Source organism: Humibacillus xanthopallidus (assembly GCF_044793955.1).
GTDB classification, from domain to species: domain Bacteria; phylum Actinomycetota; class Actinomycetes; order Actinomycetales; family Dermatophilaceae; genus Humibacillus; species Humibacillus xanthopallidus_C.
Map to the genome: position 1 here is coordinate 2,741,267 of NZ_CP084995.1, position 26,000 is coordinate 2,767,266.

General features: G+C 72.9%; 27 protein-coding genes and 1 riboswitch. Of the genes, 13 read left to right on the forward strand and 14 right to left on the reverse strand.

The genetic code is table 11. The features are described 5' to 3' along the window. Positions 1 to 95: 95 nt before the first annotated feature. The 3 genes from LG278_RS12215 to coxB are packed head-to-tail and all read right to left on the reverse strand — an operon-like array spanning position 96 to position 3,184. On the reverse strand, positions 96 to 497 hold the full coding sequence (locus LG278_RS12215; RefSeq protein WP_404387216.1) for a cytochrome c oxidase subunit 4: 402 nt from the start codon (positions 495 to 497) through the stop codon (positions 96 to 98). 3 nt (positions 498 to 500) lie between these two features. Further along, positions 501 to 2,264 (reverse strand): cytochrome c oxidase subunit I, encoded by a 1,764-nt coding sequence (ctaD, locus tag LG278_RS12220; RefSeq protein ID WP_404387217.1) that lies wholly within the window; start codon positions 2,262 to 2,264, stop codon positions 501 to 503. Continuing rightward, positions 2,264 to 3,184: a cytochrome c oxidase subunit II gene (gene coxB, locus LG278_RS12225; protein WP_404387218.1), complete on the reverse strand. Its 921-nt coding sequence runs from the start codon at positions 3,182 to 3,184 to the stop codon at positions 2,264 to 2,266. The genes ctaD and coxB overlap by 1 nt, the downstream gene beginning before the upstream one ends. Before the next feature lie 137 nt (positions 3,185 to 3,321). Between coxB and LG278_RS12230 the strand changes: the two genes are divergently transcribed. Both LG278_RS12230 and LG278_RS12235 read left to right on the forward strand, forming a co-directional pair. Next, complete coding sequence (locus LG278_RS12230; RefSeq protein WP_404387219.1) at positions 3,322 to 4,563, forward strand: cysteine desulfurase family protein; 1,242 nt, start codon at positions 3,322 to 3,324, stop codon at positions 4,561 to 4,563. Further along, positions 4,560 to 4,829, forward strand: coding sequence for a sulfurtransferase TusA family protein (locus tag LG278_RS12235; RefSeq protein WP_404387220.1), 270 nt, complete (start codon positions 4,560 to 4,562; stop codon positions 4,827 to 4,829). Before LG278_RS12230 ends, LG278_RS12235 begins: the two co-directional genes overlap by 4 nt. Here the strand turns inward: LG278_RS12235 and aat are convergent. The 6 genes from aat to LG278_RS12265 form a co-directional block, all read right to left on the reverse strand. Beyond that, positions 4,798 to 5,472 (reverse strand): leucyl/phenylalanyl-tRNA--protein transferase, encoded by a 675-nt coding sequence (gene aat / locus LG278_RS12240; protein ID WP_404387221.1) that lies wholly within the window; start codon positions 5,470 to 5,472, stop codon positions 4,798 to 4,800. The genes LG278_RS12235 and aat overlap by 32 nt on opposite strands. Positions 5,473 to 5,530: 58 nt before the next feature. Then, complete coding sequence (locus tag LG278_RS12245; RefSeq protein ID WP_404387222.1) at positions 5,531 to 6,517, reverse strand: carbohydrate kinase family protein; 987 nt, start codon at positions 6,515 to 6,517, stop codon at positions 5,531 to 5,533. An 85-nt stretch (positions 6,518 to 6,602) separates the two neighbouring features. Beyond that, positions 6,603 to 6,980 carry an iron-sulfur cluster insertion protein ErpA gene (gene erpA / locus LG278_RS12250; protein WP_404387223.1) on the reverse strand — a complete coding sequence of 126 codons (378 nt, stop codon included), beginning with the start codon at positions 6,978 to 6,980 and terminating at the stop codon, positions 6,603 to 6,605. A 249-nt stretch (positions 6,981 to 7,229) separates the two neighbouring features. Then, a complete protein-coding gene (locus LG278_RS12255; RefSeq protein ID WP_404387224.1) occupies positions 7,230 to 8,399 on the reverse strand; it encodes a glycerate kinase in 1,170 nt (389 codons plus the stop codon). A 106-nt stretch (positions 8,400 to 8,505) separates the two neighbouring features. Continuing rightward, positions 8,506 to 9,558 (reverse strand): S-adenosylmethionine:tRNA ribosyltransferase-isomerase, encoded by a 1,053-nt coding sequence (locus LG278_RS12260; RefSeq protein WP_404387225.1) that lies wholly within the window; start codon positions 9,556 to 9,558, stop codon positions 8,506 to 8,508. 38 nt (positions 9,559 to 9,596) lie between these two features. Then, positions 9,597 to 10,322: an SDR family NAD(P)-dependent oxidoreductase gene (locus LG278_RS12265; protein WP_404387226.1), complete on the reverse strand. Its 726-nt coding sequence runs from the start codon at positions 10,320 to 10,322 to the stop codon at positions 9,597 to 9,599. Between the two features lie 111 nt (positions 10,323 to 10,433). Here LG278_RS12265 and nadA point away from each other — a divergent pair, with 111 nt between their 5' ends. Next, complete coding sequence (nadA, locus tag LG278_RS12270; protein WP_404387227.1) at positions 10,434 to 11,654, forward strand: quinolinate synthase NadA; 1,221 nt, start codon at positions 10,434 to 10,436, stop codon at positions 11,652 to 11,654. 8 nt (positions 11,655 to 11,662) lie between these two features. Next, a complete protein-coding gene (locus LG278_RS12275; protein ID WP_404387228.1) occupies positions 11,663 to 12,433 on the forward strand; it encodes a metallophosphoesterase family protein in 771 nt (256 codons plus the stop codon). 140 nt (positions 12,434 to 12,573) lie between these two features. Here the strand turns inward: LG278_RS12275 and LG278_RS12280 are convergent, their stop codons facing one another. Beyond that, a complete protein-coding gene (locus LG278_RS12280; protein ID WP_404387229.1) occupies positions 12,574 to 13,950 on the reverse strand; it encodes a dipeptidase in 1,377 nt (458 codons plus the stop codon). A gap of 101 nt (positions 13,951 to 14,051) precedes the next feature. On the opposite strand from LG278_RS12280, the gene LG278_RS12285 reads away from it, so the two are divergent. Both LG278_RS12285 and LG278_RS12290 read left to right on the forward strand, forming a co-directional pair. After that, a complete protein-coding gene (locus LG278_RS12285) occupies positions 14,052 to 14,645 on the forward strand; it encodes a protein-L-isoaspartate O-methyltransferase (RefSeq protein ID WP_404387230.1) in 594 nt (197 codons plus the stop codon). 90 nt (positions 14,646 to 14,735) lie between these two features. Continuing rightward, on the forward strand, positions 14,736 to 15,314 hold the full coding sequence (locus tag LG278_RS12290) for a DUF3043 domain-containing protein (RefSeq protein WP_404387231.1): 579 nt from the start codon (positions 14,736 to 14,738) through the stop codon (positions 15,312 to 15,314). A 72-nt stretch (positions 15,315 to 15,386) separates the two neighbouring features. On the opposite strand, the gene LG278_RS12295 is transcribed toward LG278_RS12290, so the two are convergent. Both LG278_RS12295 and LG278_RS12300 read right to left on the reverse strand, forming a co-directional pair. Then, positions 15,387 to 16,745 carry a serine hydrolase domain-containing protein gene (locus LG278_RS12295; protein WP_404387232.1) on the reverse strand — a complete coding sequence of 453 codons (1,359 nt, stop codon included), beginning with the start codon at positions 16,743 to 16,745 and terminating at the stop codon, positions 15,387 to 15,389. Further along, a complete protein-coding gene (locus LG278_RS12300; protein ID WP_404387233.1) occupies positions 16,742 to 16,957 on the reverse strand; it encodes a hypothetical protein in 216 nt (71 codons plus the stop codon). Before LG278_RS12300 ends, LG278_RS12295 begins: the two co-directional genes overlap by 4 nt. A gap of 63 nt (positions 16,958 to 17,020) precedes the next feature. Beyond that, positions 17,021 to 17,170: riboswitch (cobalamin riboswitch) on the forward strand. 92 nt (positions 17,171 to 17,262) lie between these two features. Between LG278_RS12300 and LG278_RS12305 the strand changes: the two genes are divergently transcribed. From LG278_RS12305 to LG278_RS12335, 7 genes are all read left to right on the forward strand, one after another. After that, positions 17,263 to 18,009, forward strand: a complete 747-nt coding sequence (locus tag LG278_RS12305) for an SCO2322 family protein (protein ID WP_404387234.1) — start codon at positions 17,263 to 17,265, stop codon at positions 18,007 to 18,009. 16 nt (positions 18,010 to 18,025) lie between these two features. Further along, positions 18,026 to 19,102 carry a CbiQ family ECF transporter T component gene (locus tag LG278_RS12310; RefSeq protein ID WP_404387235.1) on the forward strand — a complete coding sequence of 359 codons (1,077 nt, stop codon included), beginning with the start codon at positions 18,026 to 18,028 and terminating at the stop codon, positions 19,100 to 19,102. Beyond that, entirely contained in the window at positions 19,099 to 20,721 is a 1,623-nt protein-coding gene (locus LG278_RS12315) for an ABC transporter ATP-binding protein (RefSeq protein WP_404387236.1), read from the forward strand. The genes LG278_RS12310 and LG278_RS12315 overlap by 4 nt, the downstream gene beginning before the upstream one ends. Further along, positions 20,718 to 21,578: an ECF transporter S component gene (locus LG278_RS12320; protein WP_404387237.1), complete on the forward strand. Its 861-nt coding sequence runs from the start codon at positions 20,718 to 20,720 to the stop codon at positions 21,576 to 21,578. The genes LG278_RS12315 and LG278_RS12320 overlap by 4 nt, the downstream gene beginning before the upstream one ends. After that, positions 21,575 to 22,231, forward strand: a complete 657-nt coding sequence (gene cobU / locus LG278_RS12325) for a bifunctional adenosylcobinamide kinase/adenosylcobinamide-phosphate guanylyltransferase (RefSeq protein ID WP_404387238.1) — start codon at positions 21,575 to 21,577, stop codon at positions 22,229 to 22,231. Before LG278_RS12320 ends, cobU begins: the two co-directional genes overlap by 4 nt. Continuing rightward, positions 22,224 to 23,027: an adenosylcobinamide-GDP ribazoletransferase gene (locus LG278_RS12330; RefSeq protein WP_404387240.1), complete on the forward strand. Its 804-nt coding sequence runs from the start codon at positions 22,224 to 22,226 to the stop codon at positions 23,025 to 23,027. Before cobU ends, LG278_RS12330 begins: the two co-directional genes overlap by 8 nt. A gap of 80 nt (positions 23,028 to 23,107) precedes the next feature. Beyond that, entirely contained in the window at positions 23,108 to 23,932 is an 825-nt protein-coding gene (locus LG278_RS12335) for an alpha/beta fold hydrolase (protein ID WP_404387241.1), read from the forward strand. A 1-nt stretch (position 23,933) separates the two neighbouring features. On the opposite strand, the gene LG278_RS12340 is transcribed toward LG278_RS12335, so the two are convergent. Together LG278_RS12340 and LG278_RS12345 are read right to left on the reverse strand one after the other, a co-directional pair. Further along, entirely contained in the window at positions 23,934 to 24,716 is a 783-nt protein-coding gene (locus LG278_RS12340) for a hypothetical protein (RefSeq protein WP_404387243.1), read from the reverse strand. After that, positions 24,713 to 25,960, reverse strand: a complete 1,248-nt coding sequence (locus LG278_RS12345; protein WP_404387245.1) for a hypothetical protein — start codon at positions 25,958 to 25,960, stop codon at positions 24,713 to 24,715. Before LG278_RS12345 ends, LG278_RS12340 begins: the two co-directional genes overlap by 4 nt. Between the last annotated feature and the right edge of the window lie 40 nt (positions 25,961 to 26,000).

Below are 26,000 nucleotides of genomic sequence, written 5' to 3' on the forward strand. Positions count from 1 at the left end.
GAGGGCCCGTGAGGCACTGATCTGAAGGCGAGAGGCCCGGACGCTGATGCGTCCGGGCCTCTCGTCGTCTCAGCGCTCAGAGCGCGGGCAGTGCGTCAGATGGAGTACTCGCCCGAGAAGGACTCGAACACCCAGAGGCACACGGCCACGATCGCGAACGCGGCTCCGATGATGAAGACCCACCACCCGACCGCGAGCCCGAGGAACATGATCGCGCTGGAGCCGGCGAGCCACAGCGGCGTCCACGAGCTCGCCACGAAGTAGCCGTAGTTGCCCTCCTGCTCGGCGATCTCACCGGTGACGTTGTCCTCGGGTCGCAGCGGGAGCTTCTTGCCGGTCATCCAGAAGTAGAAGCCGGAGAGCGCGAAGAGGGCACCGGTGAGGATCAGCGCGGTGACGCCGATGGGCTCCTGCCACTGGCTCCAGAAGCCGTAGATCAGCGTGACGGGCACGAAGAAGATGAACAGGTAGATGAAGAGCTTGGTCTCGACGCGCATCGGTCAGTTCTCCTTGTCGCCCGCGCGGGCCGTGGTGTGCTCGCCCTCGACGTCGGCCGGGCCCATGACCGCCACGAGGGTGCCCTGGTCGGCCACCGGCCGTGCGCCGGGTGCCGCGTCGGGGTGGTGCAGGTCGAAGGCCGGACGCTCGGAGCGGATCCGCGGCAGGGAGGTGAAGTTGTGGCGCGGCGGCGGGCAGGACGTCGCCCACTCGAGCGAGGCGCCGTAGCCCCACGGGTCGTCGGTGGTGACGAGGGGTGCCTTCTTCCACGTCTTCCACACGTTGTACATGAACGGGATCATCGAGGCGCCGAGCAGGAACGCGCCGATGCTCGAGACGACGTTGCCGGTCTGGAAGCCCTCGGCCGGCAGGTAGTCGGGGTAGCGGCGGGCCATGCCCTCGACGCCCAGCCAGTGCTGGATGAGGAAGGTCATGTGGAAGCCGATGAAGAGCATCCAGAAGTGGATCTTGCCGAGCTTCTCGTCGAGCATGCGGCCGGTGAACTTGGGCCACCAGAAGTAGTAGCCGGCGAACATCGCGAACACGACGGTGCCGAACACGGTGTAGTGGAAGTGCGCGACGACGAAGTAGCTGTCGGAGAGGTGGAAGTCGAGAGCCGGGCTGGCGAGGATGATGCCGGTCAGGCCGCCGAAGAGGAAGGTGACGAGGAAGCCCATCGCCCACAGCATCGGGGTCGCCATGACGACCTTGCCGCCCCACATCGTGCCGATCCAGTTGAAGAACTTCACGCCGGTCGGCACCGCGATGAGCATCGTCATGACGGCGAAGAACGGCAGGAGCACCTGGCCGGTGACGTACATGTGGTGGGCCCAGACGCTGGCCGACAGGGCCGCGATCGCGATCGTCGCGAAGACGAGGGTCTTGTAGCCGAAGATCGGCTTGCGCGAGAAGACCGGCAGGATCTCGCTGATGATGCCGAAGAACGGCAGCGCGATGATGTAGACCTCGGGGTGGCCGAAGAACCAGAACAGGTGTTGCCAGAGCATGGCCCCACCGTTCTCGGCGTCGAAGATGTGCATCCCGAACCGTCGGTCGCCGCCGAGGGCGAAGAGGGCGGCCGCGAGGATCGGGAAGACAACGAGCACGAGCAGCGACGTGATGAGCGCCGTCCACGTGAAGATCGGCATGCGGAACATCGTCATGCCGGGGGCGCGCATGCAGATGATCGTCGTGACGAAGTTGACCGCGCCGAGGATCGTGCCGAAACCACCGAGGGCGAGGCCGAAGACCCAGAGGTCACCGCCCGCACCCGGCGAGTAGCTGACGTCGGACAGCGGCGCGTAGGCGAACCAGCCGAACGATGCCGCACCCTGCGGCGTGAGGAAGCCGGCCGAGGCGATGAGGCCGCCGAAGAGGTAGAGCCAGTAGGCGAACATGTTGAGCCGCGGGAACGCCACGTCGGGCGCACCGATCTGCAGCGGCATGAGCGCGTTGGTGAACCCGGCGAAGAGCGGCGTCGCGAAGAGCAACAGCATGATCGTGCCGTGCATCGTGAAGAGCTGGTTGAACTGCTCCGGGTTGTCGACGACCTGCAGGCCCGGCGCGAAGAGCTCGGCGCGGATGAACAGCGCCATGACGCCGCCCAGCAGGAAGAAGATGAAGGAGGTGACGAAGTAGAGGTTGCCGATGACCTTGTGGTCGGTCGTCGTCACCCACTTGACGAAGGTGCGGCCCTTGACGGCCCGCTTGTGCTCCATCGTCGCCGAGGGCACCTGGGCCTCACGGTTGAAGGTCGCGGAGGTCATCAGTTGCTCCCAGTGCGTGCGGGTGCGGGGATCTTGTCGGCGTCAGCAGGGACCATCTGCTCGCGGCTCGCGTCGACGGGCAGGAGGCCGGTCTGGCCGAGGTCGGCGAAGCGCTGCATGGCGGCGTCGTACTCGGCCTGGGGCACGACCTTGACCATGAAGAGCATCTGCGAGTGGTAGGCGCCGCAGAGCTCGGCGCACTTGCCCTGGAAGGTGCCGGTCTCGGTCGGCACGACCTGGAACTTGTTGGTCTTGCCCGGGATCATGTCCATCTTCATCATGAACTGCGGCACCCAGAAGCTGTGGAGGACGTCGCGGGCGTTGAGCACGAACTCGACCCGCTGGTTGACCGGCAGGTAGAGGACCGGCATCTCCTCGCGGGCGTTGGGGTCGCTCGGGTCGACGTGGACACCGGTCTCGTGGACGTTGGACTCGACGTAGTTGAAGTCCCAGCTCCACTGCTTGGCGACGACGCTGATCGTCACGTCGGGCTTGGCGCTCGTGCTGACCAGGGCCGACTCGTCGCGGGCGGTGTAGTAGAAGAACACCGCGACCATGAAGACGGGGATGACCGTGTAGAGCAGCTCCATCGGCACGTTGTAGCGCAGCTGCACGGGGAGCGTCTCATCGCCCTTGCGCTTGCGGAAGCGCACGGCGGCGTAGAGCATCAGCCCCCACGTGATGGCGCCCACGGCGAGGACGGCGATCCAGCTGCCGACCCACAGGTCGGTCACGCGCTGGCCACCCTCTGACACAGCCTCGGGCAGGAAGCCGTTGGAGACCTGCCCCTGACATCCGCCGAGGGCCAGAGCGGCCACTGCGGCGACCCCGACCACGCGCATCGCGCGCCGACGCCGTCGCGGCTCTGTCACCGCCGGCGTCGCCGCCGGGGTCTCGTCGTGCTCAGGCACCAGGTGCACCTTTCGTTCCGTCCGCGAGCGCCCGAGGGGCGCCTCCGAGCGATTTCTCCACTGCAACCGGGCAGCCAGGTGCCCTCTCCCCGAACCCTACCGTCCCGTCCTCCGCCTTGTCCGCAGGGGGCGACTAACGTTGCGGCGTGCCCAGTCACGATCCGGGAACGAACGTTGGACCACCGGCCGCGCCCCTCTCGGGCGCCCGCCGTCGCCTCCTCGACGCCGCCTCCGGTCCGCTGCACCCGGTGGCCCGCGACACGCTCGTGGCCGCCGTCTCGGCCGGGTGGGCCGACCCTGACCGGCTGCACGCCGAGGGCCGCACCGCCCGGGCCCTGCTCGACCGCTCGCGTGAGGTCGTCGCCTCCGGGCTCGGGGTGCGCCCCTCGGAGGTGAGCTTCCTGCCCAGCGGACCGACCGCGCTGGAGAGGGCGCTCGACGGGGTGCGGTATGCCGCCCGCCGCAGGGGCGCTCGCACCGTGGCCTCCGCGGTCGAGCACTCCGCCGTCCTCGTGCCCGCCCGGGCGCGCGCCGCACGGGCCGCCGGAGCCGACGGGGCGGACGGGGCCGACGGGGCGGACCTGCTCGCCGAGGTGCCGGTCGACCGCCTCGGTCGTCTCGACCTCGACGCCTGGCAGCACGAGCTCACGCAGCCGGGCACGGTCGTCGCGGCCCTGCAGAGCGCCAACGGCGAGGTCGGCACCCGGCAGCCGCTCGAGGGTGCCCACGCGGCTGCCCGGGCGCACGGCATACCGCTGGTCGTCGACGCGATGGCGAGCCTGGGACGCGACGCCGTGCCGGAGGCCTGGGACGTGCTCGTCGGCGACGCGCGGTCGTGGGGCGGTCCCCCGCTGGGCGTGCTCGTCGTCCGAGAGGGGGTGCGGTGGCAGTGGTCGGGGGCGCGCGCCGACGTCGAGCACGGACGCACCGACGTCGGCCCGTGGGTGCCGCTCGCCCTGGCGGCCGCCGAGGCCTGGCAGCAGGCCCGCGCGACGTCTGTGGCCGATGCAGCACTGACCCGTGCCCTCGTCGCCGACGTGCGCGAGGCGGCCGCACGCGTGCCCGACACCGTCGTCGTCGGGGACCCGGACGACCGGCTCCCCCACGTCGTCACCTTCTCGAGCCTCTACGTCGACGGCGAGACGGTCGTCGGCGCCCTCGACCGGCAGGGGTATGCCGTCGCCAGCGGTTCGGCGTGCACGTCGAGCACGCTCGAGCCCAGTCACGTGCTCGCGGCGATGGGGGTGCTGACCCACGGCAACGTGCGTGTCACCCTCCCCCTCCCCGCGGTCTCGCCGACCGTGGCGCAGGACGTCGCCGACCTCTGCGAGGCGATCGCCCCCACGGTGGCGGCGGTGCGGTCCGAGCTCGGGGTCGGCGACCTGTGAGCGACGATCTCGTCGTCGACGCTCGGGGTGAGCGCTGCCCGGTGCCGGTGATCCGGCTCGCCCGCCTGGTCCGCGACCTGCCTGCCCTCCCGGAGGGCGCGCCCCCGGTCATCGTGCGCGTGCTCGCCACCGACCCGGCAGCCGCGACGGACGTGCCGGCGTGGTGCCGGATGCGCGGTCAGCGCTTCGTCGGCGCGCAGGAGCAGGCCGACCACACGGCCTACGTCGTCGAGGTCACGCCCACGGCCGCGGCAGCGGGGCGCTGAGCACGTCGGGGAGGCCGCGCAGGTAGTCGTCACGCGACACCTCGCTGACGCCGAGCGTCGCGAGGTGGTCGGTGCGCCACTGCACGTCGATCAGCCGGCGCGGGTCGCCGTCGGCGGCCAGCAGGTCACGCAGCGCGACGAGCGCCGCCTTCGAGGCGTCGCGGGCGGTGTGGAACATCGACTCGCCGGCGAAGAGCCCCCCGATGGCGACGCCGTAGAGGCCGCCGACCAGGTGCCCCTCCTGCCAGGTCTCGACGGAGTGCGCCCAGCCGGCGTCGTGCAGGGCGGAGTAGGCGCTCGCGACCTCGGGCGTGATCCACCGACCCTCGCGGCCCGGGTCGGCGCACGCGGCGACGACGTCGTCGAAGGCGGTGTCGACGCGTACCTCGAAGTGCGCCATCGACTTGCGCAGCGAGCGCGGCACCCGGAGGTCCTGCAGCCGCAGCACGCCGCGCGGGTCGGGCGACCACCACCCGATCGGTGGGCCGCCGTGGTCACCGATCCCCATCGGGAAGACGCCCAGCGAGTAGGCGGCATAGAGCGTGCTGACGTCGAGGTCGGCGCCGACGCCGATGAGGTCCTCCCCGGGCGCGACCTGGTCGAGCGCGAAGTCCCAGTTGGTCGGGGGCGGCGGGATGGGCACGGCGGTGCTGGGGCCGGGAGTTGTGAGTCGGCTGCGCGTCGGCTGCGGTCGGTGGCGGCTAGGGACGGTGGCAGACGATGTGCGGCTCGATCTCGGCCGCCGACTCGGCGCCGTAGGCCTCGGTCAGGCGCTCGAGGAAGTGGCGCTTGCTGAGGACGTACTCCTGCGTGCCCACCGTCTCGATGACGTAGGTCGCGAGCATCGAGCCGAGCTCGGCGCACCGACGCGTCGTCAGCCCGGCGGCGAGCCCGGTGATGAAGCCGGCGCGGAACGCGTCGCCGACGCCCGTCGGGTCGGCGCGGCGCACCTCGCGCGCCACGGGCACGCTGATCGTCTCCTCGTCCTTGCGGTGGATCGTCACCCCGCCCGCGCCACGGGTGATGACCCGGGTGCCGACCCGGTCCAGGATCTCGTCGTGGCTCCACCCGGTCTTCTTCTCGGTGAGGTGGGCCTCGTACTCGTTGGTGAACAGGATGCTCGCGCCGTCGATGAGCCCCCGGATGCCGGCCCCGTCGGAGAAGGCGAGCTGCTGCGACGGGTCGGCGATGAAGGGGATGCCCCGTGACCGGCACTCGTCCGTGTGACGGGCCATCGCCTCGGGGTCGTCGGCGCCGACGAGCACGAGGTCGAGGCCGCCGACCCGGTCGGCGACCGGGGCGAGCTCGATGTCGCGGGCCTCGCTCATCGCCCCGGCATAGAAGGTCGCGATCTGGGCCATGTCGTTGTCGGTCGTGCAGATGAAGCGCGCGGTGTGCTGGCTCTCGGAGTAGTGCACCGAGGTGCAGTCGACGCCGTGCCGCTCCAGCCAGGAGCGGTAGTCGGCGAAGTCCTCGCCGACGGCGCCGACGAGGATCGGGCGCAGGCCGAGACCGGCCATGCCGAAGGCGATGTTGGCGGCCACTCCCCCACGCCTCACCTGCAGGTCACCCGTGAGGAAGGAGAGCGAGATCTTGTCGAGCTGCTCGACGACGAGCGAGTCCTTGAAGGAGCCCTCGAACGTCATGAGGTGGTCGGTGGCGATGGATCCGGCGATTGCGATCTGCACACGGGAAACCTAGCGCGCGAAGGGCCCGACCGTGACGGTCGGGCCCTTCGAGGTGGTGCGGTGGTGCGTCGGTGGCGCGGTGCGCTCAGCCGAACGAGTCGCCGCAGGCGCAGCTGCTGCCCGCGTTGGGGTTGTCGATCGTGAACCCCTGCTTCTCGATGGTGTCGGCGAAGTCGATGGTCGCGCCCTCGAGGTAGGGCGAGCTCATCCGGTCGACGACGACCTCGACACCGTCGTAGTCGCGCACGAGGTCACCGTCGAGGGTGCGCTCGTCGAAGTAGAGCTGGTAGATCAGGCCGGAGCAGCCACCGGGCTGGACGCCCACGCGCAGGCGGAGGTCGTCGCGACCCTCCTGCTCGAGCAGGCTCTTGACCTTGGTGGCGGCGACGTCGGTGAGGACGACACCGTGGGCGGGAGCCTCGGTCTGCACCTCGGCGGGAGAAGCGTTCGTCTCGACACTCATGTGTTGGTCCTTCACGTCGTGGAGCGTGGGTCAGGAGTGACAACCCACGCACTACCGGAAGTGTTCCCGGCGTCTTCAGGATACGACGCACCCCGTCGGATGCGCGCATCCAGCCCATCGAGAGAGCGATCCGCGCGCCCCATCCCAATCGAGAGAGCGATCCGCGCGCACTTCCCTCCCGGCGCTGGCGCGCGGATCGCTCTCGATCAGGGAGGGGGAGGCCCCGGGGCGCGCGGATCGCTCTCTCGATCAGGTGGGGCCGGGCGACCAGGTGCGGGCAACCCGCGCTGCTCGCGCGGACAGCGTGCCCACGGGGTCGGCGAGCGCGTCGGCCACCTGCTGCGGGCGGTCGGCGACGGCATACACCCCAGACAGCCCGGCGGTCATCGCCTCGCGCCGGCCGACGAGCGACTGCCCGGGGATGGCGATGGCGGGGATGCCGAGGCTCACGGCCGCCTCGGCGACGCCGACGACCACCTTGCCGCGCAGCGACTGCCAGTCGAAGCGCCCCTCCCCCGTGACGACGAGGTCGGCGGTGGCGAGCACGTGACCGAAGCCGACCGCGTCGAGCACGGCCCCGACGCCCGACACCTGCCGCGCCCCGAGCAGGTGCAGCGCGTAGCCGAGGCCGCCCGCCGCCCCGGCGCCCGGCTGCCGCTCCGGCTTGATAAGCGTGCCGCTCAGCAGGTCCTTGGCCGGCGGTCGCACCCGGGCGACGATGCTCGCGAAGTGGCCGAGGGCGTTCTCGAGGCGCTGGGCGTCCAGCTCGGACGCGCCCTTCTGGGGGCCGAAGACGGCACTCGCGCCCTTGAGGCCCAGCAGCGGGGAGTCGACATCGCTCGCGATGACGAGGTCGGTGCCGCGCAGGCGATCGCGCGCCGCGTCGAGACCGCGCAGGTCGTCCTCGGTGGCGTCGGCGAGCGCCAGGCCCCCGAGCGCGAGCCGGTCGACCGGCCCGACACCGAGGGCCGCGAGCAGGCCGGCGCCCGCGTCGTTGGTGCCCGAGCCGCCGAGGCCGATGACGACGCGCCGCGCCCCGGCGTCGAGCGCGGCGAGGAGCAGGGTGCCGACGCCGAGCGTCGTCGTGCGCGTGGGGTCACGCTCGTCGGGCGCGAGCAGGTGCAGCCCTGCCGCCTGGGCCGACTCGAGGTATGCCGTGGGGCCGCCGCCGTCGTCGTCGACGAGCAGCAGCGTCGCGGGCACCTCCCGGCCGAGCGGGTCGGTCGTGACGACGGCTCGCACCTCGCCGCGCAGGTTGGCGGCGAGCACGTCGACGAAGCCGGGGCCGCCGTCGGAGAGCGGGATGCGCGACAGGACGTCGCGTGGTGCCGTGCGGGCCCAGCCCTCGGCGATCGCATCGGCCGCCTGTCCGGCGGTGAGCGATCCGGTGTAGCAGTCCGGGGCGATGACGACGTGCACGACCGCATCCTCCCACTCGCCCGCCTGCCGCCCGGTTCGAGGTGATCGCGGAGGTCACGTGGGCGCCGGGATCACCTCGAATCGGGATCAGGTGCGCGCGGTTCGGTCAGCGGTGTGGCAGGAAGAGGTCAGCGTCGCCGAACTCGTGCCAGGCGTAGCGGTGGGCGACCGCCTCGTCGTAGGCCCGCTGCGTGAGCTCGGCCCCGGCGACCGACTCGACGAGGAGCAGGTGCGACGCGTCGGGGTTGTGCCACCCGGTGACGAGGCCGTCGACGACGCGAGCGGGCCGGTCCGGCGAGATGACGACCTCGGTCCAGCCGGCGGCGGCATGCACCCGGCCCTCGGCGTCGGTGGCTGACTCGATGGCCCGCGTCGCGGTCGTCCCGACGGCGACGACCCGCCTGCCGCGTGACCGGACGAGATTGACGAGGGCGGCGGTCTCCCCCGACACGGCGAACCGCTCGGGCTGCGGCGCCTCGCCGGCCTCCTGCGACGACAGACCCGTGTGCAGCGTGACCGGCGCGACGAGCACCCCCGACGACACGAGGTCCGTGACGAGCTGCGGCGTGAAGGGTCGGGCGGCGCTCGCCATCTCGGCGCTGCCGGCGAGCCGGGCGAAGACGGTCTGGTAGGTCGCGATGGGGAACCGGGACCGGAGGTAGCCGTAGGCGATGGGCCGCCCGCGCGCGCCGAGGTGCTCGGCGAGCCTGCAGCTGCCGTGCTCGATCGCGCGCCACAGCCGGTTGCCGCGGCCGGTGGGCGAGGACCCGGGCGACGGGTAGGGCGCCTCGAGCCGCAGCCGGGGTCCACCCGACGCGAGCTCGACGACGTCACCCTCGGCCGCGTCGAGCAGCGGGTGGGCGGCGTCGGGCGCGGTGCGCAGCTCCACGACCCACGTGCAGTCGTCGAGCTCGGTCGCGACGTGGACGACGACGGCGCCGCGTCCCACGACCCGTCCGTCGACCTCCGCCGCCACGGTCGCCGAGTTGTTGACGAGGAGCAGGTCGCCGGGCGCCAGATGGTGACCGATGGCCGAGAACGTCGTGTGCGTGGTCTCCACCTCACCGTTCGGGGTCTCCGACGCGACGAGCAGGCGCACGCCGTCGCGGCCGAGGCCACGCGCCTCCGGCGGCGCGTCGGCCGTGAGGTCGTCGGTCACGCGGAAGACGGTGTGCGGAGCATGCGAGAGCGCAGCGGTCACGAGGCCACCTCCGATGTCGCGACGGCGAGCAGGTCGGCAGCCCGGTAGCGCCCGCTCGCGGGACGGGCGGCGAGGAGGGCGAGGATGCCCGGGACGGCGACGTCCTCGGGCAGCGGCCGGTCGCCGATGTCCTCCCCGGGGAACGCCGCCTGGTGCATGGCGGTGCGCATGTCCCCCGGGTCGACGGCATACGCCCTGAGAGTCGGCGTCTCGGCCGCGAGGGTGAGTGTCAGGTGGTCGAGAGCGGCCTTGCTGGCGCCGTAGGCGCCCCACGTCTCGTAGTGCTCCACACCGGCGTCGGACGAGATCGACAGGAGTGTGCCGTGGGCAGCCTCGAGGGTCGGCACCAGCGAGCGGGTCAGTGCGTGCGGGGCCAGGACGTTGACGGACAGCACGTCTGCCAGGTCCTCGACGGCGAGGTCACGCAGCGGACGCAGGGGCACGGGCCCGAGCGTGCTCGCGTTGTGCACGAGCAGGTCAAGTCCGCGGGCGCCCACGATCTCGGTGACCACGTCGGTCACCTCGTCGCGGTGCACGGCGTCAGCGACGTCGCCGACGAGGCCGACGACGTCATGGCCGTTCGAGCGGAGGGCGGCGACGGTGTCGGCCAGCCGGGACGCGTCACGTGCGGTGACGACGAGGTCCCAGCCCCGGGCCGCCAGGGCCTCGGCGAGCGCCCGGCCGAGGCCCTGCGTCGCGCCGGTGATGAGTGCGGTGGACATCATGACTCCTTGTGATGGTCGTGGGTCGATGGCCACAGGTTCAGACATCAAGTCGACTTGAGGTCAAGTGCCCGGGCGTCGGGACCCCGCGAAGCGGCATACGATCTGCCTATGACGACCGACACGGCATCGGCCCCGGCTCCTGCCCCGCTGCCCCTTCTCGTGCTCGGGCAGGGCACCGACCTGCACACCGAGCGCGGCGTCGAGTGCCCCGGCGAGCTGCCGTCGCCCTCAGACCCCGATCTCGTGGCGCGCGCCCGCGCGGCCAAGGCTGCCCTCGGCGACAAGGTCTTCGTCCTCGGCCACCACTACCAGCGCGACGAGGTCATCGAGTTCGCCGACGTCACGGGCGACTCGTTCAAGCTCGCCCGCGAGGCCGCAGCCCGGCCCGACGCGCCCTGGATCGTCTTCTGCGGCGTGCACTTCATGGCCGAGTCGGCCGACATCCTGACGAGCGACGAGCAGACCGTGATCCTGCCCGACCTGGCCGCCGGTTGCTCGATGGCCGACATGGCGGCGATCGCCCAGGTCGAGGACTGCTGGGAGCAGCTCGCGGCCGCGGGCGTCGCCGATGTGACGGTCCCCGTGACCTACATGAACTCGTCTGCCGCGATCAAGGCCTTCACCGGCCGCCACGGCGGCACGATCTGCACGAGCTCCAACGCCCGAACGGCCCTCGACTGGGCCTTCGAGCAGGTCGGTGGCGTCGGTCTCGACGGCACCGGCACCGGCAAGGTGCTCTTCCTGCCCGACCAGCACCTGGGCCGCAACACCGCCGTGCGCGAGCTCGGCCTCTCCCTCGACGACTGCGTCGTGTGGGACCCGCACCGCCCGGGCGGCGGGCTCACCCCCGACCAGCTCGACCGGGCGCGGATGATCCTCTGGCGCGGGCACTGCTCGGTCCACGGCCGCTTCTCCGTCGACGCCGTCGAGGCGGCACGCCGCGAGATCCCCGGGGTCAAGGTCATCGTCCACCCCGAGTGCCAGTACGAGGTCGTCGAGCTCGCCGACGAGGTGGGCTCGACCGAGAAGATCATCCAGACGATCGCCGCGGCCCCCGCCGGCACCGCCTGGGTCGTCGGCACCGAGCTCAACCTCGTGCGCCGCCTCGCCCAGCAGTTCCCCGAGCAGCGCATCGCCTTCCTCGAGAAGAACGTCTGCTACTGCTCGACGATGAACCGCATCGACCTGCCGCACCTCGTCTGGGCGCTCGAGTCCCTCGTCGACGGCCGGGTCGTCAACCCGATCCGCGTCGACCCGACCGTCGCCGCCGACGCACGCGCCGCCCTCGACCGGATGCTGGCCCTCCCCGGCCCGACCCACAAGGACTGACTGCCTCGATGCCCGGCCGCATCGCCGTCCTGTCCGACGTGCACGGCAACCTGACCGCCTTCGAGGCCGTGCTCGCCGACATCGAGGAGCGTGGCATCACCCGGGTCTTCAACCTCGGTGACGTCGTCGGCAAGGGGCCGCGCGGCTCGGCGGCGATCGCGCTCACCCGCGAGCGGTGCGAGGTGACGGTGCGCGGCAACTGGGACACCTTCATCGCCCGCGACGAGGCCCAGCTCTGGCCAGCGGCCCAGTGGACGCACGACGAGCTGAGCGCCGCCGACCGCGAGTGGCTCCTCGCCCTGCCCAACGCGCACGACCTCGTCATCAGCGGGCAGCACGTCCGCTTCTTCCATGCCTCGCAGGAGCACGAGTTCCACCGGGTGAGCTACCACCACACCGACGAGCAGTTCCGCGCGATGTTCACCAACACCGAGTTCACCGGCTTCGGACCGGCGCCCTCGGTCGTCGGCTACGGCGACATCCACGGCACCTACCTCGAGGTCGACCTCGGACTGACGCTCTTCAACGCCGGCTCCGTCGGCAACCCGCTCGACGCGCCGGGGGCGCCCTACGTCATCCTCGAGGGCGAGATCGACTCGTCAGAGCCCGGCGACACCGCGGGTGTGTCGATCACCTTCGTGCGCGTGCCCTACGACGTCGAGTCCGAGATCGCGATCGCCCGCGACCTCGGCATGCCTGATGTCGAGCCCTACGCCCTCGAGCTGCGCGACCAGCTCTATCGCGGCTCGGCCCTGCCGCCGCAGTCCTCACCGACCTGACCGACCTGACCGACCCGGCCGCGCACCCTCCAGCCTGACCGACGGACCGCCACGAGACGGCATACCGGATCGGCGTGAGCACGCCGGCGGTCGCGTGGCGCGGCTCGTGGCGGTCCGCCGGGCCACCCGGGCGCGACGGGTCAGGCGTGCAGGGCACCCATGCGGGCGAGGAAGACGGCCTCGGCGACACAGACCTTCTCGAACTCACCGAGGTGCAGCGACTCGTTGGCCCCGTGGGCCCGGGTGTCGGGGTCCTCGACGCCGGTGACGATGATCGCCGCCTCCGGGAAGCGCTCGACGAAGCTTGCGATGAAGGGGATCGACCCGCCCACCCCGATGTCGACCGGCTCCGCGCCCCAGGCGTCGGCGAAGGAGGCGCGCGCCTCGTCGTAGACCGGCCCGTCGGCGTCGGCGGCGAAGCCGGGGCCGCTCTCCTCGAGCGACACCTCGACCCGGGCCCCCCACGGCGCTTGGGCCTCGAGGTGCGCCTTGACGAGGTCGAAGGCGGCGGCAGGGTCCTGGGTCGGCGCGAGCCGCACCGAGATCTTGGCGGCGGCCGACGCCGCCAGCGTGTTGGAGGCCTTGTCGATCGAGGTGGCGTCGATGCCGATCGTCGTGATCGAGGGCTTGGTCCAGAGGCGCGACAGGATCGAGCCGGTGCCGATGAGCTCGACGCCGTCGAGCAGGCCGCTCTCCTCGCGGAAGCGCGCCTCGTCGTAGTCGAGGTCGGCCGCCTCCCCCGCGTCGAGCCCCGCCACGGCGACGGAGCCGTCGGCGTCGTGCAGGCTCGCGAGCAGGCGCACGAGGGCGGTGACGGCGTCGACGGCAGCGCCGCCGTACATCCCCGAGTGCACCGAGTGGTCGAGCGTGCGCACGGTGACGACGGCGCGCACACCGCCGCGCAACGTCGTCGTGAGGGCCGGGGCGCCGATCGCCCAGTTGGTCGAGTCGGCGATGACGATGGCGTCGGCGGCGAGCCGGTCGCCGTGCCGCTTGAGGATCGTCTCGAGCGACGGTGAGCCCGACTCCTCCTCGCCCTCGACGAAGATCGTCAGCCCCACGGGCAGGTTGCCCGCGTGCGCACGCAGGGCCGCGATGTGCGCCATGACGCCCGCCTTGTCGTCGGCCGCGCCGCGGCCGTAGAGGCGCCCGTCGCGCTCGGTCGGCTCGAATGGCGCTGTGTCCCAGTCGGACTCGTCACCGGGCGGCTGGACGTCGTGGTGCGCGTAGAGGGTGACCGTGGGCGACCCCTCGGGTCCGTCGACGTGGCCGATGACCGCCGGCCGACCCCCCTCGGTGACGACCTCGACCTCCAGCCCCTCGGCGCGCAACAGCTCGGCCACGGCCTCGGCGCTGCGGACGACCTGCGACTGGTCGAAGCTGCTCGCCGAGACGCTCGGGATGCGCACGAGGTCCTCGAGGTCGGCCCGCACCTGCGGCATGAGCCCGGCCACACGGGCGCGGATCCGCTCGATCTCGTCGGGGGTCAGGGCTGGGGTGCGGGGTGCGTCGGTCACGCCTCCGACCCTACCGACGTGGCCGGCGCCCACGACGAGCCCGTGTGCCGATCGGCTCGGAAGCGCGGTCACGGCTCGGAGCCCAGTGGTTGACTCGAGGCGTGGACGCCGTCGACGAGGCCTTCGAGGCGGTCCCGCGGTCGGACTTCCTGCCCCGCGGGGCTCGACGCCGCGCCGGCTACGACGGGCCGCTGCCCATCGGTCACGGGGGCACCTGCTCGCAGCCGCGCACCGTCGCCGACATGCTCCGCCTGCTCGAGGCGCGCCCGGGCGACCGCGTGCTCGACGTCGGGTCGGGCTCCGGCTGGACGACCGCGCTGCTCGGCCACCTCGTCGGCCCGCAGGGCCGCGTCGTGGGCGTGGAGATCGAGCCGCACCTCGCGCGGTGGGGCGCTGAGAACGTCGCACGATCCGGTATGCCGTGGGTGCAGGCCCGGCTCGCCGATCCCCAGGTGCTGGGCGCTCCCGACGAGGGGCCGTGGGACCGCATCCTCGTCTCCGCCGAGGCCCGCCGGCTGCCGCAGCCGCTCGTCGACCAGCTAGCCGACCCGGGCCGGCTCGTCGTGCCGGTGGCGGGCCGGATGGACCTCGTCGTCCTCGAGGGTGGAGCCACCCGGGTGACGGCGCACGGCTACTACCGCTTCGTCCCCCTCCTGACCCCGACGGCACCTCCCGCTGCCCCGGGAGGCGCCTGACGGCATACCCCTCGCCCGTCTCGGCGTCCCGCCCGTCTCGCCCACGCTCGCGATGCCGGAGACCGGTGCTCCAGCGCTTAGAGTGTGACCGTGTTCGGACGCAAGAAGACCCTCAACGACGAGCTCGCCGCGCCGGTCGAGCAGGACCAGGCCCGCCCCGGGGCCAAGAACCGCCCGACGCCCAAGCGTCGCGAGCAGGAGGCCCTCAACAAGCGTCCCCTCATCGTCACGGACCGCAAGGCGGCCAAGTCGAGCGACAAGGCGGTGCGCCGCGAGCAGATGGCCAAGCAGCGCGCGGGCATGCTCGCCGGAGACGAGAAGTTCCTCCCGGCCCGCGACAAGGGCCCTCGCCGCCGCTTCATCCGTGACACGGTCGACGCCCGCTGGAACATCGGCGAGTTCATGCTGCCGATCATGCTCATCGTGCTGCTGCTCAGCTTCGTGCGTGCCAGCTGGGCCCTGATGGCGGTCTTCGTGCTCGTCTACGGCCTCATCATCGTGGCCGTCATCGACGCCCTGCTCATGTGGCGGCGCACCCGCACCAAGATCGAGGGCAAGTTCGGCCAGTCCGAGAAGGGCGACGCGTGGTACGCCATCATGCGGGCCTTCCAGATGCGCCGCACCCGCATGCCGAAGCCGCAGGTCGCCCGCGGCGAGCACCCCTCCTGATCTGCGGCCTTCCCTGACCTGAGACCCCGTCGCTGTCGGGTCAAGGTCAGGTCGGCTCAGGTCAGGGTCGGCTCAGGTCAGGTCGGCGAAGGCGAGCGGCTCGCGCGTCACGGCATACGTCGCGAAGTAGAGCCGGTCGACCGACCCGTCGGCGGCGCGCACGACCTCGAGCAGCTCGCCGCGCTCGCGGCCCTCGACGGCACGGAAGCGGTCGCCCGCCGCGACACCGGGGGCGCCCTCCACGGCATACCGCGTCTCGGAGAGCGGGTCGTCGTCGCTGAGGCGTGACCACAGCTCGCCGCCGCGCACGAAGAAGGTCAGGGGCGAGCCCTCCGACCACCACAGCCCGAGCAGGTGCTCGAGGTCGGGGCGCGGCTGCTCCGGCACCCAGGTCGAGGCGAGCGTGGGCTCCGCGTCGAGCACGGCCTCGACGAGGTCGGTGGCCAGCGTGAGCGAGAGCGCGCCCGAGCTCGCGTTGGCGAAGACGATCGCGCCGACGCCCTCACGGCGACGCACCCGCAGACCGGTGAGGAAGCCGGGCATGGCTCCCCCGTGGCCGACGTAGACCCGGTCGCCGCGGCGGCCCATGCCGAAGCCGAGGCCGTAGGCGCCGCTCCACCCGTCGACGTCGGTCATGATGAGCGGCCGACACATCTCGTCGACCGTCTCAGCGGAGACGACGCGACCATCGGGACTCGTGACGTAGGCGGCGTAGCGGGCCATGTCGGCCACCGTCGACCAGAGCCCGCCCAGCGGGGCGGTCGCGTTGAGCTCGAAGAGCGGCTCCTCGCGGGCGGTCCCCGCGTAGGGGTCGACCTGGTAGCCGATCGCGCGGTCGGGCGCCGGGGCGAGACCGGTGCGCGTCATGCCGAGCGGCTCGAGCACACGCGCGCGCACGACGTGCTCCCAGTCCTCACCGGTCACCCGTTCGACGACCTGACCGAGCAGCCCGTAGGCCAGGTTGGAGTAGTGGAAGGCGTGGTGCGCAGGGAGCACCTGCTCCGCCTCCTCGACGCCCGCGACGAAGGCCTCGCGATCGGGGGCCTCGAGGGTCTCCCAGATGTGGCCCACCGGCTCACGCTGGAGCCCGGAGGCGTGGGCGAGCATCTGGCGCAACAGCACTCGCGCGTGACGGCTGCCGGGAAGGTAGTCGCCGATGGTGTCATCGAGCGTGAGGCGGCCCTCGTCGCGCAACGACATCACGGTGAGCGCCGTGAACGTCTTGGTCACCGAGCCGATCATGAACTGCGTGTCGTCGGTAGCCGGTGAGGGCTGCGACCCGAGCCGGGCCGAGCCGGCGTGCGCCGACCACACGAGCTCACCGTCGCGCACGACACCGGCGCTCACACCGGGAGACCGCCACGAGCGCTGCGCGGTCAGCACCCGGCCGAGCAGGTCGCGCCCGAGACCGTCGGAGAGCCGGTCGCTCACTCCGCCGCCCGCAGGCTCATCGGCCCGTAGACGACCGCCTCGTGCTCGCGCAGCGTGACCGCCTCGACGCCGGCGGCCAGCAGCTCCTGCCACGACTCGCCGAGGTAGTTCTCGGCGTCGCTCTGGGTCGGGAAGCCGCCGGTCGGCAGGCCCTCCCCCGCCATCGTGTTGCCGTGGGCGTCGAGGAAAAGCCAGGACCATTCAGAGCTCATGCCGCCAGCCTAGTCAGCAGCCTGGTCAGCGCCCGTGACACGGCGTTTGACGTGTGCGGCGTGCCCGTGTCACGGTTCGCAGGTACCGAAGGACGATGGGGCAAGCCGGTGTGACTCCGGCGCTGACCCGCAACCGTGATGCCGACGGCCGACCACCCGCGAGGGCCCGGCCCGGGCACAGCCGGAAAACCCGCGTCCGTTCGGCTCCTTTGTCAGTCTGTCGTGGAATGCGGACCGGAGTCGCCCGAAGGCACGGGGCTCCGGCCCCGCCTGCCCGCACGGTGTCCGACCGCGAGGAGGAAACCGTGTCCCCTGTTCGCCCCGAAGCCACCCCCCTGAGGGTCGTGCTCTCCCTGCTGCTCGCCGGCGTCTTCGCCGTGCTCACCATCACCCCGGCCCAGGCCGCGGCCTACCGCTACTGGGTCTTCTACCAGCTCACCGACGGCGCCTGGGCCTTCGCCCAGAAGGGCTCGGACCAGACGGTGCCCGCCGATGGCAGCGTCGAGGGCTGGCGCTTCGCGGTCGGTGACGAGCAGTCGACCCGCTTCCCCCGCGCGGTGCTGACCTTCGACGAGCTGTGCGCCGCCACCCCCGCGGCCGCCGGCCAGAAGCGCGTCGGGCTCGTCGTCGACTACGGCCGCCCCGCCGACGCCGCCGACAGCGCCACCCCGCCTGAGCCCACGGCGCTCTGCGCCAGCGTGCCCACCGCCGCGACGAGCACCGACGTGCTCGCCACGGCCGGCGAGCTGCGCACCGAGAAAGGTCTCGTCTGCGGGGTCAACGGCTATCCCGCGACCGACTGCGCCGGCGAGGTCAAGGAGGTCAGCGCCGAGGCGCAGGCCGCCGACACCCCGGTGACCATCGCCGCGCCCGCCGCCGCCACGCCCACGCCCGCCGCCGTCGCGACGCCGATCTCTGCCCAGCCCGCCGCCGAGGCAACCTCGAGCAGCGCCGGCACCGTGGCGGCCTACGTCATCGCCGGTCTCGCGGTCCTGGCGCTCATCGCCTACCTCGTGCTGCGCTCGCGTCGACGGGCGGGCTCGCCCTCCTGAGCGGAGGCGACCGGTGATGCAGCTCCGTCCGAGACTCCTGCACCCCGCAGCCTGGTGGCTGTGGGGGCTCGGTCTCGCGACGGCTGCATCGCGCACGACCAACCCCGTCGTGCTGCTGCTCATCATCGGGGTCTGCATCGTCGTCGTGACGGAGCGTCGCGACCCGGCGACGACCAACCCGCTGTGGGGCTTCCTGCTCATCGGCGCGGTCATCATCGCCTTCCGGGTCGTCCTGACGATGCTGCTCGGCAACGGCGTCTACGGCGACACCGTGCTCTTCACGCTGCCGCAGATTCCCTTGCCGGAGTGGGCTTCTGGCATCCGGTTGGGTGGCCCGGTCACTCTCGAGTCGCTGCTGTATGCCGTCTATGACGGTCTGCGTCTGGCCGCGGTCCTCGCGGCCCTCGGGGCCGCCAACGCCCTCGCGAGCCCACGGCGGCTGCTCCGCTACCTGCCCGCCACGCTCTACGACGTCGGCACCGCGGTCGTCGTCGGCCTCACCTTCGCGCCACAGCTGCTGACCGACGCCCGGGCGGTGCGCTCGGCTCGCACGCTGCGCGGGCACGACGGCACCGGGCTGCGCGAGACGGCCCGCCTCGCGGTGCCGGTGCTCGAGACCGCCTTCGAGCGGTCCCTCGGCCTCGCCGCCTCGATGGAGTCCCGAGGTTACGGCCGCGCGGTGCAGGGGACCTCCCGCGACCGCCGCCTCGCCTCGGGGCTCGCCCTCGTCGGCCTGCTCGGGGTCGTCGGCGGGCTCTACGGCCTGCTCGACGCGTCGGCGGGCGGCGTGCTCGGGCTGCCGCTGCTCGCGGTGGGCGCGGCCCTCGCGGCGGCGAGCCTCGCCGTCGGCGCCTCGCGCGAACGGCGTTCGGGACACCGGCGCGACCGGTGGCAGTGGCCCGAGACCGTCACCGCCGCGGCAGGGGCGGTGCCGGCCGTCGTGCTGGTCGTCGCCGCCGCGCAGGGCTGGCCGGGCATCGTCCCGGCACCCGGAGACGGCCTGCCCGCCCTGCCCCTCGCCGTCGTGGCGGCCGTGCTCCTCGCCGCGGTGCCCGCGTGGCTCACCCCCCGACCCCGCGAGGAGGACCGATGATCACCTTCGACCACGTGTCGGTGACGTATGCCGGCGCGCCCGCTCCCAGCCTCCACGACGTGACGCTCGAGATCCCCGAGGGCGAGCTCGTGCTCGTCGTCGGGCCCACCGGCAGCGGCAAGTCGACCCTCCTGCGCACGATCAACGGCCTCGTCCCCCACTTCAGCGGCGGCACCCTGAGCGGGCGGGTCACCGTCGACGGCCTCGACACGGCGCGGCACCGGCCGCGTGACCTCGCGACCGTCGTCGGGCTCGTCGAGCAGAACCCCAGCGCCACCTTCGTCACCGACGTCGTCGAGGACGAGGTCGCCTACGGCATGGAGACGATGGGTCTCGACCCCACCGCCATCAGGCGCCGGGTCGAGGAGACCCTCGACCTCTTCGGCCTGACCCCGCTGCGGGGCCGTCCGCTCGGCGCGCTCTCCGGCGGGCAGCAGCAGCGCGCCGCGATCGCCGCGCTCTTCGCCGCGGGACCGCGGGTGCTCGTGCTCGACGAGCCGACGTCGGCCCTCGACCCGGTGGCCGCCGAGGAGGTGCTGGCGTCGCTGCACCGCATCGTGCACGACCTCGGGGTGACCGTCGTGCTGGCGGAGCACCGGCTCGAGCGCGTCGTGCACCATGCCGACCGGGTCGTGCTCGTCGACGGCGGCCGCACGTCCGAGCTGCTCGACCCGGCCGAGGCGATGCTGCACTCGCAGATCTATCCGCCGGTCGTCGGGCTCTCCCGCCTCGCCGGGTGGGCGCCGACGCCGCTGTCGATCCGTGACGCGCGCCGCCGCGCCTCGGCGCTGCGTGACCGGCTCGTCGACACGACGTCGCGATCGGTGCCCGAGCTCCGGGTGGTCGGTCCCGCCACCGCCCTCACCGTCAGCGACCTGCGGGTCGTGCGTGCCGGCCGCATCGTCATCGACGAGCTCGACCTCAGCCTCGAGGCAGGCTCGGTGACGACGCTCATGGGGCGCAACGGCGCCGGCAAGTCGACCCTGCTCGGCGCCATCGCGGCACAGCACCCCGTGGCTCACGGTCGGGTGCGCCTGGGCGCATCGTCGCTCGACCCGCACGCCGTCGGCCCGCGCGAGCGGGTGCGGGCAGTCGGGCTCGTGCCGCAGCAGCCCGAGCTGCTCCTCTATGCCGACACCGTCGCGGCCGAGTGCGCCGCGGCCGATGCGGACTTCGGTGTCGCAGCCGGCACCACCGCTGCTCTGCTGCAACGCATCTCGGGCGGTGTCGACCGGTCCCAGCACCCCCGCGACCTCTCCGAGGGTCAGCGGCTCGAGCTCGCGCTCGCCGTGATCCTCGCCGGCTCCCCCGAGGTGCTGCTCCTCGACGAGCCGACCCGCGGGCTCGACTACGGCGCCAAGCACCGGCTCGGCGAGGTGCTCTCGGGCCTGGCCGCCGACGGCACGACGATCCTGCTCGCCACCCACGACGTCGAGCTCGCCGCCGAGGTGGCCGACCGTGTCGTCATCCTCGCCGACGGCGAGATCGTCACCGACGGGCCGGCCCGCGAGGTGCTCTCCGCCTCCCCCGCCTTCGCACCGCAGGTGACGAAGGTGATGCTGCCCCAGACCTGGCTCACCGTCGCCGAGGTCGCCGACGCGATCGGCCGGTCGGCGTGACGGCGCCGACCCGAGCGGGGCGAGGCCGGGAGTCGGGCGACTCCCGGCGGGTCATCCCGCTGCGCTGGCCGGCCGTCGTCTCGGTGACCGTCGTCGGGGTCGTCGGCCTCTTCGCCTTCCTCTGGCCCTTCGTCGTGCCGGCCGAGGTCGCCGTCGCCCACGGCAACGACGCACCGTGGTTCTTCGCCGTGCTCATCGCGCTGCTCGCGGTCGTCTGCCTGGCGGAGGTGACCGCGGGTCGGCTCGATGCCAAGACGGTCGCCGTCCTGGGGGTCGCGGCCGCCGCCGGCGGGGCGATGCGTCTGCTCAGTGCGGGCACGGCCGGGCTCGAGCCGATGTTCTTCGTCGTCATCGTCGCCGGTCGCGTGCTCGGCCCGGGTGTCGGCTTCGTGTCGGGTGCCCTCGCCGTGACCACCGGTGCGCTGCTCACCGGTGGCGTCGGTCCGTGGCTGCCCTTCCAGATGATCTGCGCGGGCGGCATCGGGCTCGGCGCCGGCCTGCTCCCCGTCGCGGCCGGTGGCCGGGCCGAGCGGTGGGTCGTCGCGGCCTACGCCCTCGTCACCGGCCTCGTCTACGGGCTGTTCATGAACCTCTGGTTCTGGCCCTTCCTCGGTGCCAACGCCCCGACCGGGATGGGGTTCGTCCCCGGCGCACCCGTGTCCGAGAACCTCGCCCACTACGGGCTCTTCTACCTCGCCACGTCGCTGGGCTGGGACCTCCCGCGCGGGGTGCTCAACGCGGCTCTCGTCGTGGTCGCGGGACCGGCGCTGCTGCGCGTCTTCCGCAGGGCCTCGCGGCGGGCGGCCTTCGACGCGCCGGTGACCTTCGAGCCCGGCCGCGAGCGGTTGCGCAGGTGACGACGCCCGGGCACACCGCTGATGCAGCGAGCACCACGCTCGTGACGGGTCCGGTGCGCAGCGGCAAGAGCCGACACGCCGAGCACCTGCTCCGGCAGGAGCCGTCGGTCACCTACGTCGCAACGGGTCGGCGTGCTGACCCCGCTGACCCCGAGTGGAGCCGCCGCGTCGAGGACCACCAGGTGCGTCGTCCGCCGTCGTGGCGCACCGTCGAGACCACCGACGTGGCCGCCGCGATCGAGGCGGCCGATGGCGCGGTCCTCGTCGACTGTCTCGGCACCTGGCTCACCGCCATCGTCGACGAGACGGGCTGGCACGACCTCGACGCCGCCGCGGCCCGGGTCCGCAGCGAGGGCCGTCGTCTCGTCGAGACGCTCTGCGCCACCAGCCTCCCCGTCGTCGTCGTGACCAACGAGGTGGGATGGTCGCTCGTCCCCACGACCGCCTCCGGGCGCTTCTTCCAGGACGAGCTCGGGCGGCTCAACGCCCTCGTCGCCGCGGCGTCGGCCGGCGTGCACCTCGTCGTCGCGGGCCGCGTCCTCGACCTCAGCGGGGCCGCCGTCGTGCCCGTCGAACCCGGGCCGACCGCGCCGGCCGCGCCGACCGGGCCGACCTCGCCGCCCCGACCCGCGCGCTCGTCCCCCGATGCGTGACGCCTGGCGCCTCTGCGTCGGCACCTTCACGGCGTTGCCGACGCGGCCTCCGTCACGGGTCGGTGCCCGCACCTGGGGCGGGGCGATGCTGTTCGCGCCCGTCACCGTCCTCCCGGCCGCCGCCGGCTGGGTCGGCCTGGCGCTGCTGACGACTCATGCGCTGATGCCGTATGCCGTCGCGGCGGTGCTCGCTCTCGTCGTGACCGCGCTGCTGACGCGGGCGCTGCACCTCGACGGTCTCGCCGACTTCGCCGACGGCCTCACGTCGGGTCACGACCACGAGCGGTCGCTCGAGGTGATGCGCCGGGGCAACACCGGCCCCGCCGGAGCAGCCGCCCTGGTGCTCGTGCTCGGACTCGACGCGGCCTGTCTCGCAGCCTTGCTCACCGACTCCCGCGGAGCGGTCCTGGCCGTCACGGCGCTGGTGGCGAGCCGGCTGGCGCCCGCGATCTGCGCGCGACACGGCATACCTGCTGCTCGGCCAGCAGGGCTGGGTCACGGCGTGGCGGGCACCGTGACGCGACGCGCGCTCGTGGGCGTCGTCTTTGGGGTCAGCGTCGGTGCGGCGACCGTCGCAGCAACGGTTGCTGAGGCGACGGGCGATGAACTGTCTTGGTGGTCAATGCCGCTCGGCGCTGCAGTGGTCGCGGTGGCCGGTGCGGGCGGCGCTGTCGCCACCCGCCGCCACGCCGTGCGCCGGCTCGGTGGAGTGACCGGCGACGTCATCGGTGCCGCGATGGAGGTCGGCCTGGCAGCCGCGCTCGTGATCGCGAGCGTCGCGCACACGGCGATGTGACCCGCTGCCTCGAATCCCCCTCCTCAGGCGTGCGGATGCGCCACCGTAGGACGTGAGCCGCGAGAGGGTGGTGAGACGCGATGGCGAAGCGGCAGGAGCCGGTCCGGGGAGTGTTCGCGAACGGCATGGAGTTCCTGACCTGGGGCACGGGTCACCGGACGCTGCTCTTCCTCCCGGGAGGCCCGGGCAGCGGCCTGCCCGTGGGGCTGACCGGCCGGATGTCGCGAGCGTGGTTCGACCCGTTCGTCGACGCAGGTCACACCGTCTGGTACGTGACGCGCCGGCGCCACCTGCCGCCGGGCCACTCGGTCGCCGACATGGCCGACGACTGCGCGGCGGCGATCTCCGAGCGGCTAGGTGGTCGTGCCGACCTCGTCGTGGGTGAGTCCTACGGTGGGATGATCGCGCAGCACCTCGCCGCCCGCCACGGCGACCGCGTGGGTCGGGTGGCACTCGTGGTGGCGGCCGCCCGGGTCAGCGACTGGGGCAGGGAGGTGGACGCGAGGCTGCTCGCAGCCCTCGCGCGAGACGACAGCCGCGCCTTCGGTGCGGCCTTCGCCGAGTACGTGCTGCCGCACCCGCGCGCGAGGTGGCTGCGACAGCTCGCCGGTCCGATGGTCGTCCGCGGCATGCTCTCGGGGAAGGACTACCCCCGCTCCGACCTGCGCGTCGAGCTCGAGGCCGAGATCGCGTTCGATGCCCGGGAGGTGCTGCCAGGGATCCGCGTGCCCGTCGTGCTCGTGTGCGGCGACCGAGACCTCTTCTTCCCCGTCCCGATCGTCGACGAGACCGTGCGGCTGATCCCCGGCTGCAGCATGGTCCGCTACGAGGGGCAGGGCCACGTCAAGGTGGCTTCGAGCCGACGTGTCCCGCACGACGTGCTGGCGTTCGTCGAGGAGGGCTGAGTCAGCCCGGCAGCAGCCGCGCCACCCGCGAGGGGAGACGGTCGCGCCAGCCAGCCGCGGGGGTCTCGCGGCGCACCTCAGCGATGCGCTCGCTCCGGGCCCGCTCGAGAGCCGGTGACGCGAGCACCGGCCATGGCTCCTCGCGCCCGAGCGCCCGGGCGAGCAGGAGGTCGGCGAGCTCGGGGTTGAGGGCCAGCAGCGGGCCGTGCAGGCGCGTGCCGAACACGCTGCCGGCGAGCACGCCCTCGCCCCGCTCGTCGTCACGGTTGCCCCGCCCCGCCTCGAGCGTGAAGAGCGCGCGGGCCCCGTCATGACGCTCCGTGCGCAGGTCGCCTGCCTCCCATCCGACGAGCGCCGGCAGGTGGAGGTCCGCGTCGGGCCGGGTGACCACCGTGCCGGTGGCCTCGTGGTCGGGGTGCACCGTGACGGGGGCGAGCCCGAGGCCGTCCTGCCTCGTGCCGGAGGCGTCGACCCACGAGCGGCTCACCGCGTCGAGGCCGGCATCGACGGCGAGCAGCACCGACCTGCCGTCACGCACGCGCACGGCGAGGTCGGTGTCGGCGACCGCGTCGACGAGGGCCCGCACGCCCCCGCGCCCGGTGCCGCCGAGGAGGTAGATGTCGGCGTCGACGAAGGCCTCGGGCCGGTCGACCGTGACGGTCTCGACGGTGAGGCCGCGGGCCGCCCCACGGCGAGCCAGCGCGCCGGCATTCGCCTCGTCGGCGGCGGCGACGGTGGCGAGCGGGAAGAGCGTCGCCACGGTGACGGATCGGGTCGGGCTCACGGGGTGCCTCCTCGGAACTGCTTGGAGATGCGACGGAAGGCGGGGTAGTTGCACGCCACGATGACCTCGCCGGGAGCGTGGCTCGTGACGGCCGTCTCGAAGTCGGGCGCCTCGCGCGCGTCGACCTCGGCGGCCTCGAGGATGGCGAGTCCGTCGGCGCGCCGGCCTCCGGTGACCTGGACCACCTGGCCTGCGAGTCGCTGGAAGGGCGCCTCCCACATCGTCGCGGTGTCCTTGGGCCCGAAGGGGTCGAGAGCCACGACGAGGGGGCGGCCGGTCGAGACGGCCACGTCGATGGCCTCGGCCCAGCCGGCAGGGTTCTTAAGCATGAGCAGTCGGGCCCGGTGCTCGCCGACCTGGTAGGGCGCATAGCGGCCGTCGACGTCGGCGACGGCGCTGATGCGCTCTGCGGCTGCGGCCACGTCGACGCCGAGGGCGTCGGCCGCCGCGAGGGCGAACGCCCCACCCACCGGACCGGTGCGGCCGGGCACCGTGACGTCGATGCGGGTACGGGTGCCGTCGTGCTCGACGGCCCAGCCCTCACCCTCGGGCACCACCGTCCAGTCGGGCTCGGGCCGCGAGCGACCGCAGCCGGGGCAGCTCCACGACGTGTCGGTGAAGTCCTGCACGGTGCCGCACGCGGGGCAGACGAGCGCGTCGTCACGCCAGTAGAGGCCGCCGCTGACGCCGATGATGCGCGGCGCCGTCTCGAAGGCCCAGGTGACGAGCGGGTCGTCGACGTTGATGATGGCGACGCAGTCGGCGGGCAGCGTGGCAGCCGTGCGCCGCCAGTGCTCGAGGGTGCTCTTGAGCGACACGCCGCGCGTGTACTCGCGCGACGAGTTGAGCACGACGACGGCCTGGGGGCGGGTGCCCCGGGCGACGGGCCCGAGATAGACCTCGTCGCACTCGATCGCGGCCAGCCCGCTCGTGCGGTCGGCCGCCATGGCGGTGACGATGCCGTCGGTCATGTTGGCGCCCGTCGAGTTCGAGACGACCGCGCCACCGGGCGACAGGGCCGCCGCGACGAGCGCGGTGACCGTGCTCTTGCCGTTGGTGCCCGTCACGACGACGGTGCGCCGGTCACCGGCCACGGCGCGCAGCACCTCCGGGTCGACGCGCAGGGCGAGGCGACCGCCGATCATCGAGCCCGACCCGCGGCCGAGCACCTGCGACAACCGGCCGGCGGCCCTCCCGGTGGCCAGGGCGGCGCGGGCACGGAGCGGATCGCGTGGGTGAGTCAAAGCGGCTACCCTTCTGGACGGCTTGGGGTCGCCGGTCAGA

Bases quoted from the DNA above. Each gene is read 5' to 3' on its own strand.
- LG278_RS12215 (WP_404387216.1), bottom strand. From the start codon at position 497: ATGCGCGTCGAGACCAAGCTCTTCATCTACCTGTTCATCTTCTTCGTG.
- ctaD (WP_404387217.1), bottom strand. From the start codon at position 2,264: ATGACCTCCGCGACCTTCAACCGTGAGGCCCAGGTGCCCTCGGCGACG.
- erpA (WP_404387223.1), bottom strand. From the start codon at position 6,980: ATGAGTGTCGAGACGAACGCTTCTCCCGCCGAGGTGCAGACCGAGGCT.
- LG278_RS12265 (WP_404387226.1), bottom strand. From the start codon at position 10,322: ATGTCCACCGCACTCATCACCGGCGCGACGCAGGGCCTCGGCCGGGCG.
- nadA (WP_404387227.1), top strand. From the start codon at position 10,434: ATGACGACCGACACGGCATCGGCCCCGGCTCCTGCCCCGCTGCCCCTT.
- LG278_RS12275 (WP_404387228.1), top strand. From the start codon at position 11,663: ATGCCCGGCCGCATCGCCGTCCTGTCCGACGTGCACGGCAACCTGACC.
- LG278_RS12300 (WP_404387233.1), bottom strand. From the start codon at position 16,957: ATGAGCTCTGAATGGTCCTGGCTTTTCCTCGACGCCCACGGCAACACG.
- LG278_RS12310 (WP_404387235.1), top strand. From the start codon at position 18,026: ATGCAGCTCCGTCCGAGACTCCTGCACCCCGCAGCCTGGTGGCTGTGG.
- LG278_RS12315 (WP_404387236.1), top strand. From the start codon at position 19,099: ATGATCACCTTCGACCACGTGTCGGTGACGTATGCCGGCGCGCCCGCT.
- LG278_RS12330 (WP_404387240.1), top strand. From the start codon at position 22,224: ATGCGTGACGCCTGGCGCCTCTGCGTCGGCACCTTCACGGCGTTGCCG.
- LG278_RS12335 (WP_404387241.1), top strand. From the start codon at position 23,108: ATGGCGAAGCGGCAGGAGCCGGTCCGGGGAGTGTTCGCGAACGGCATG.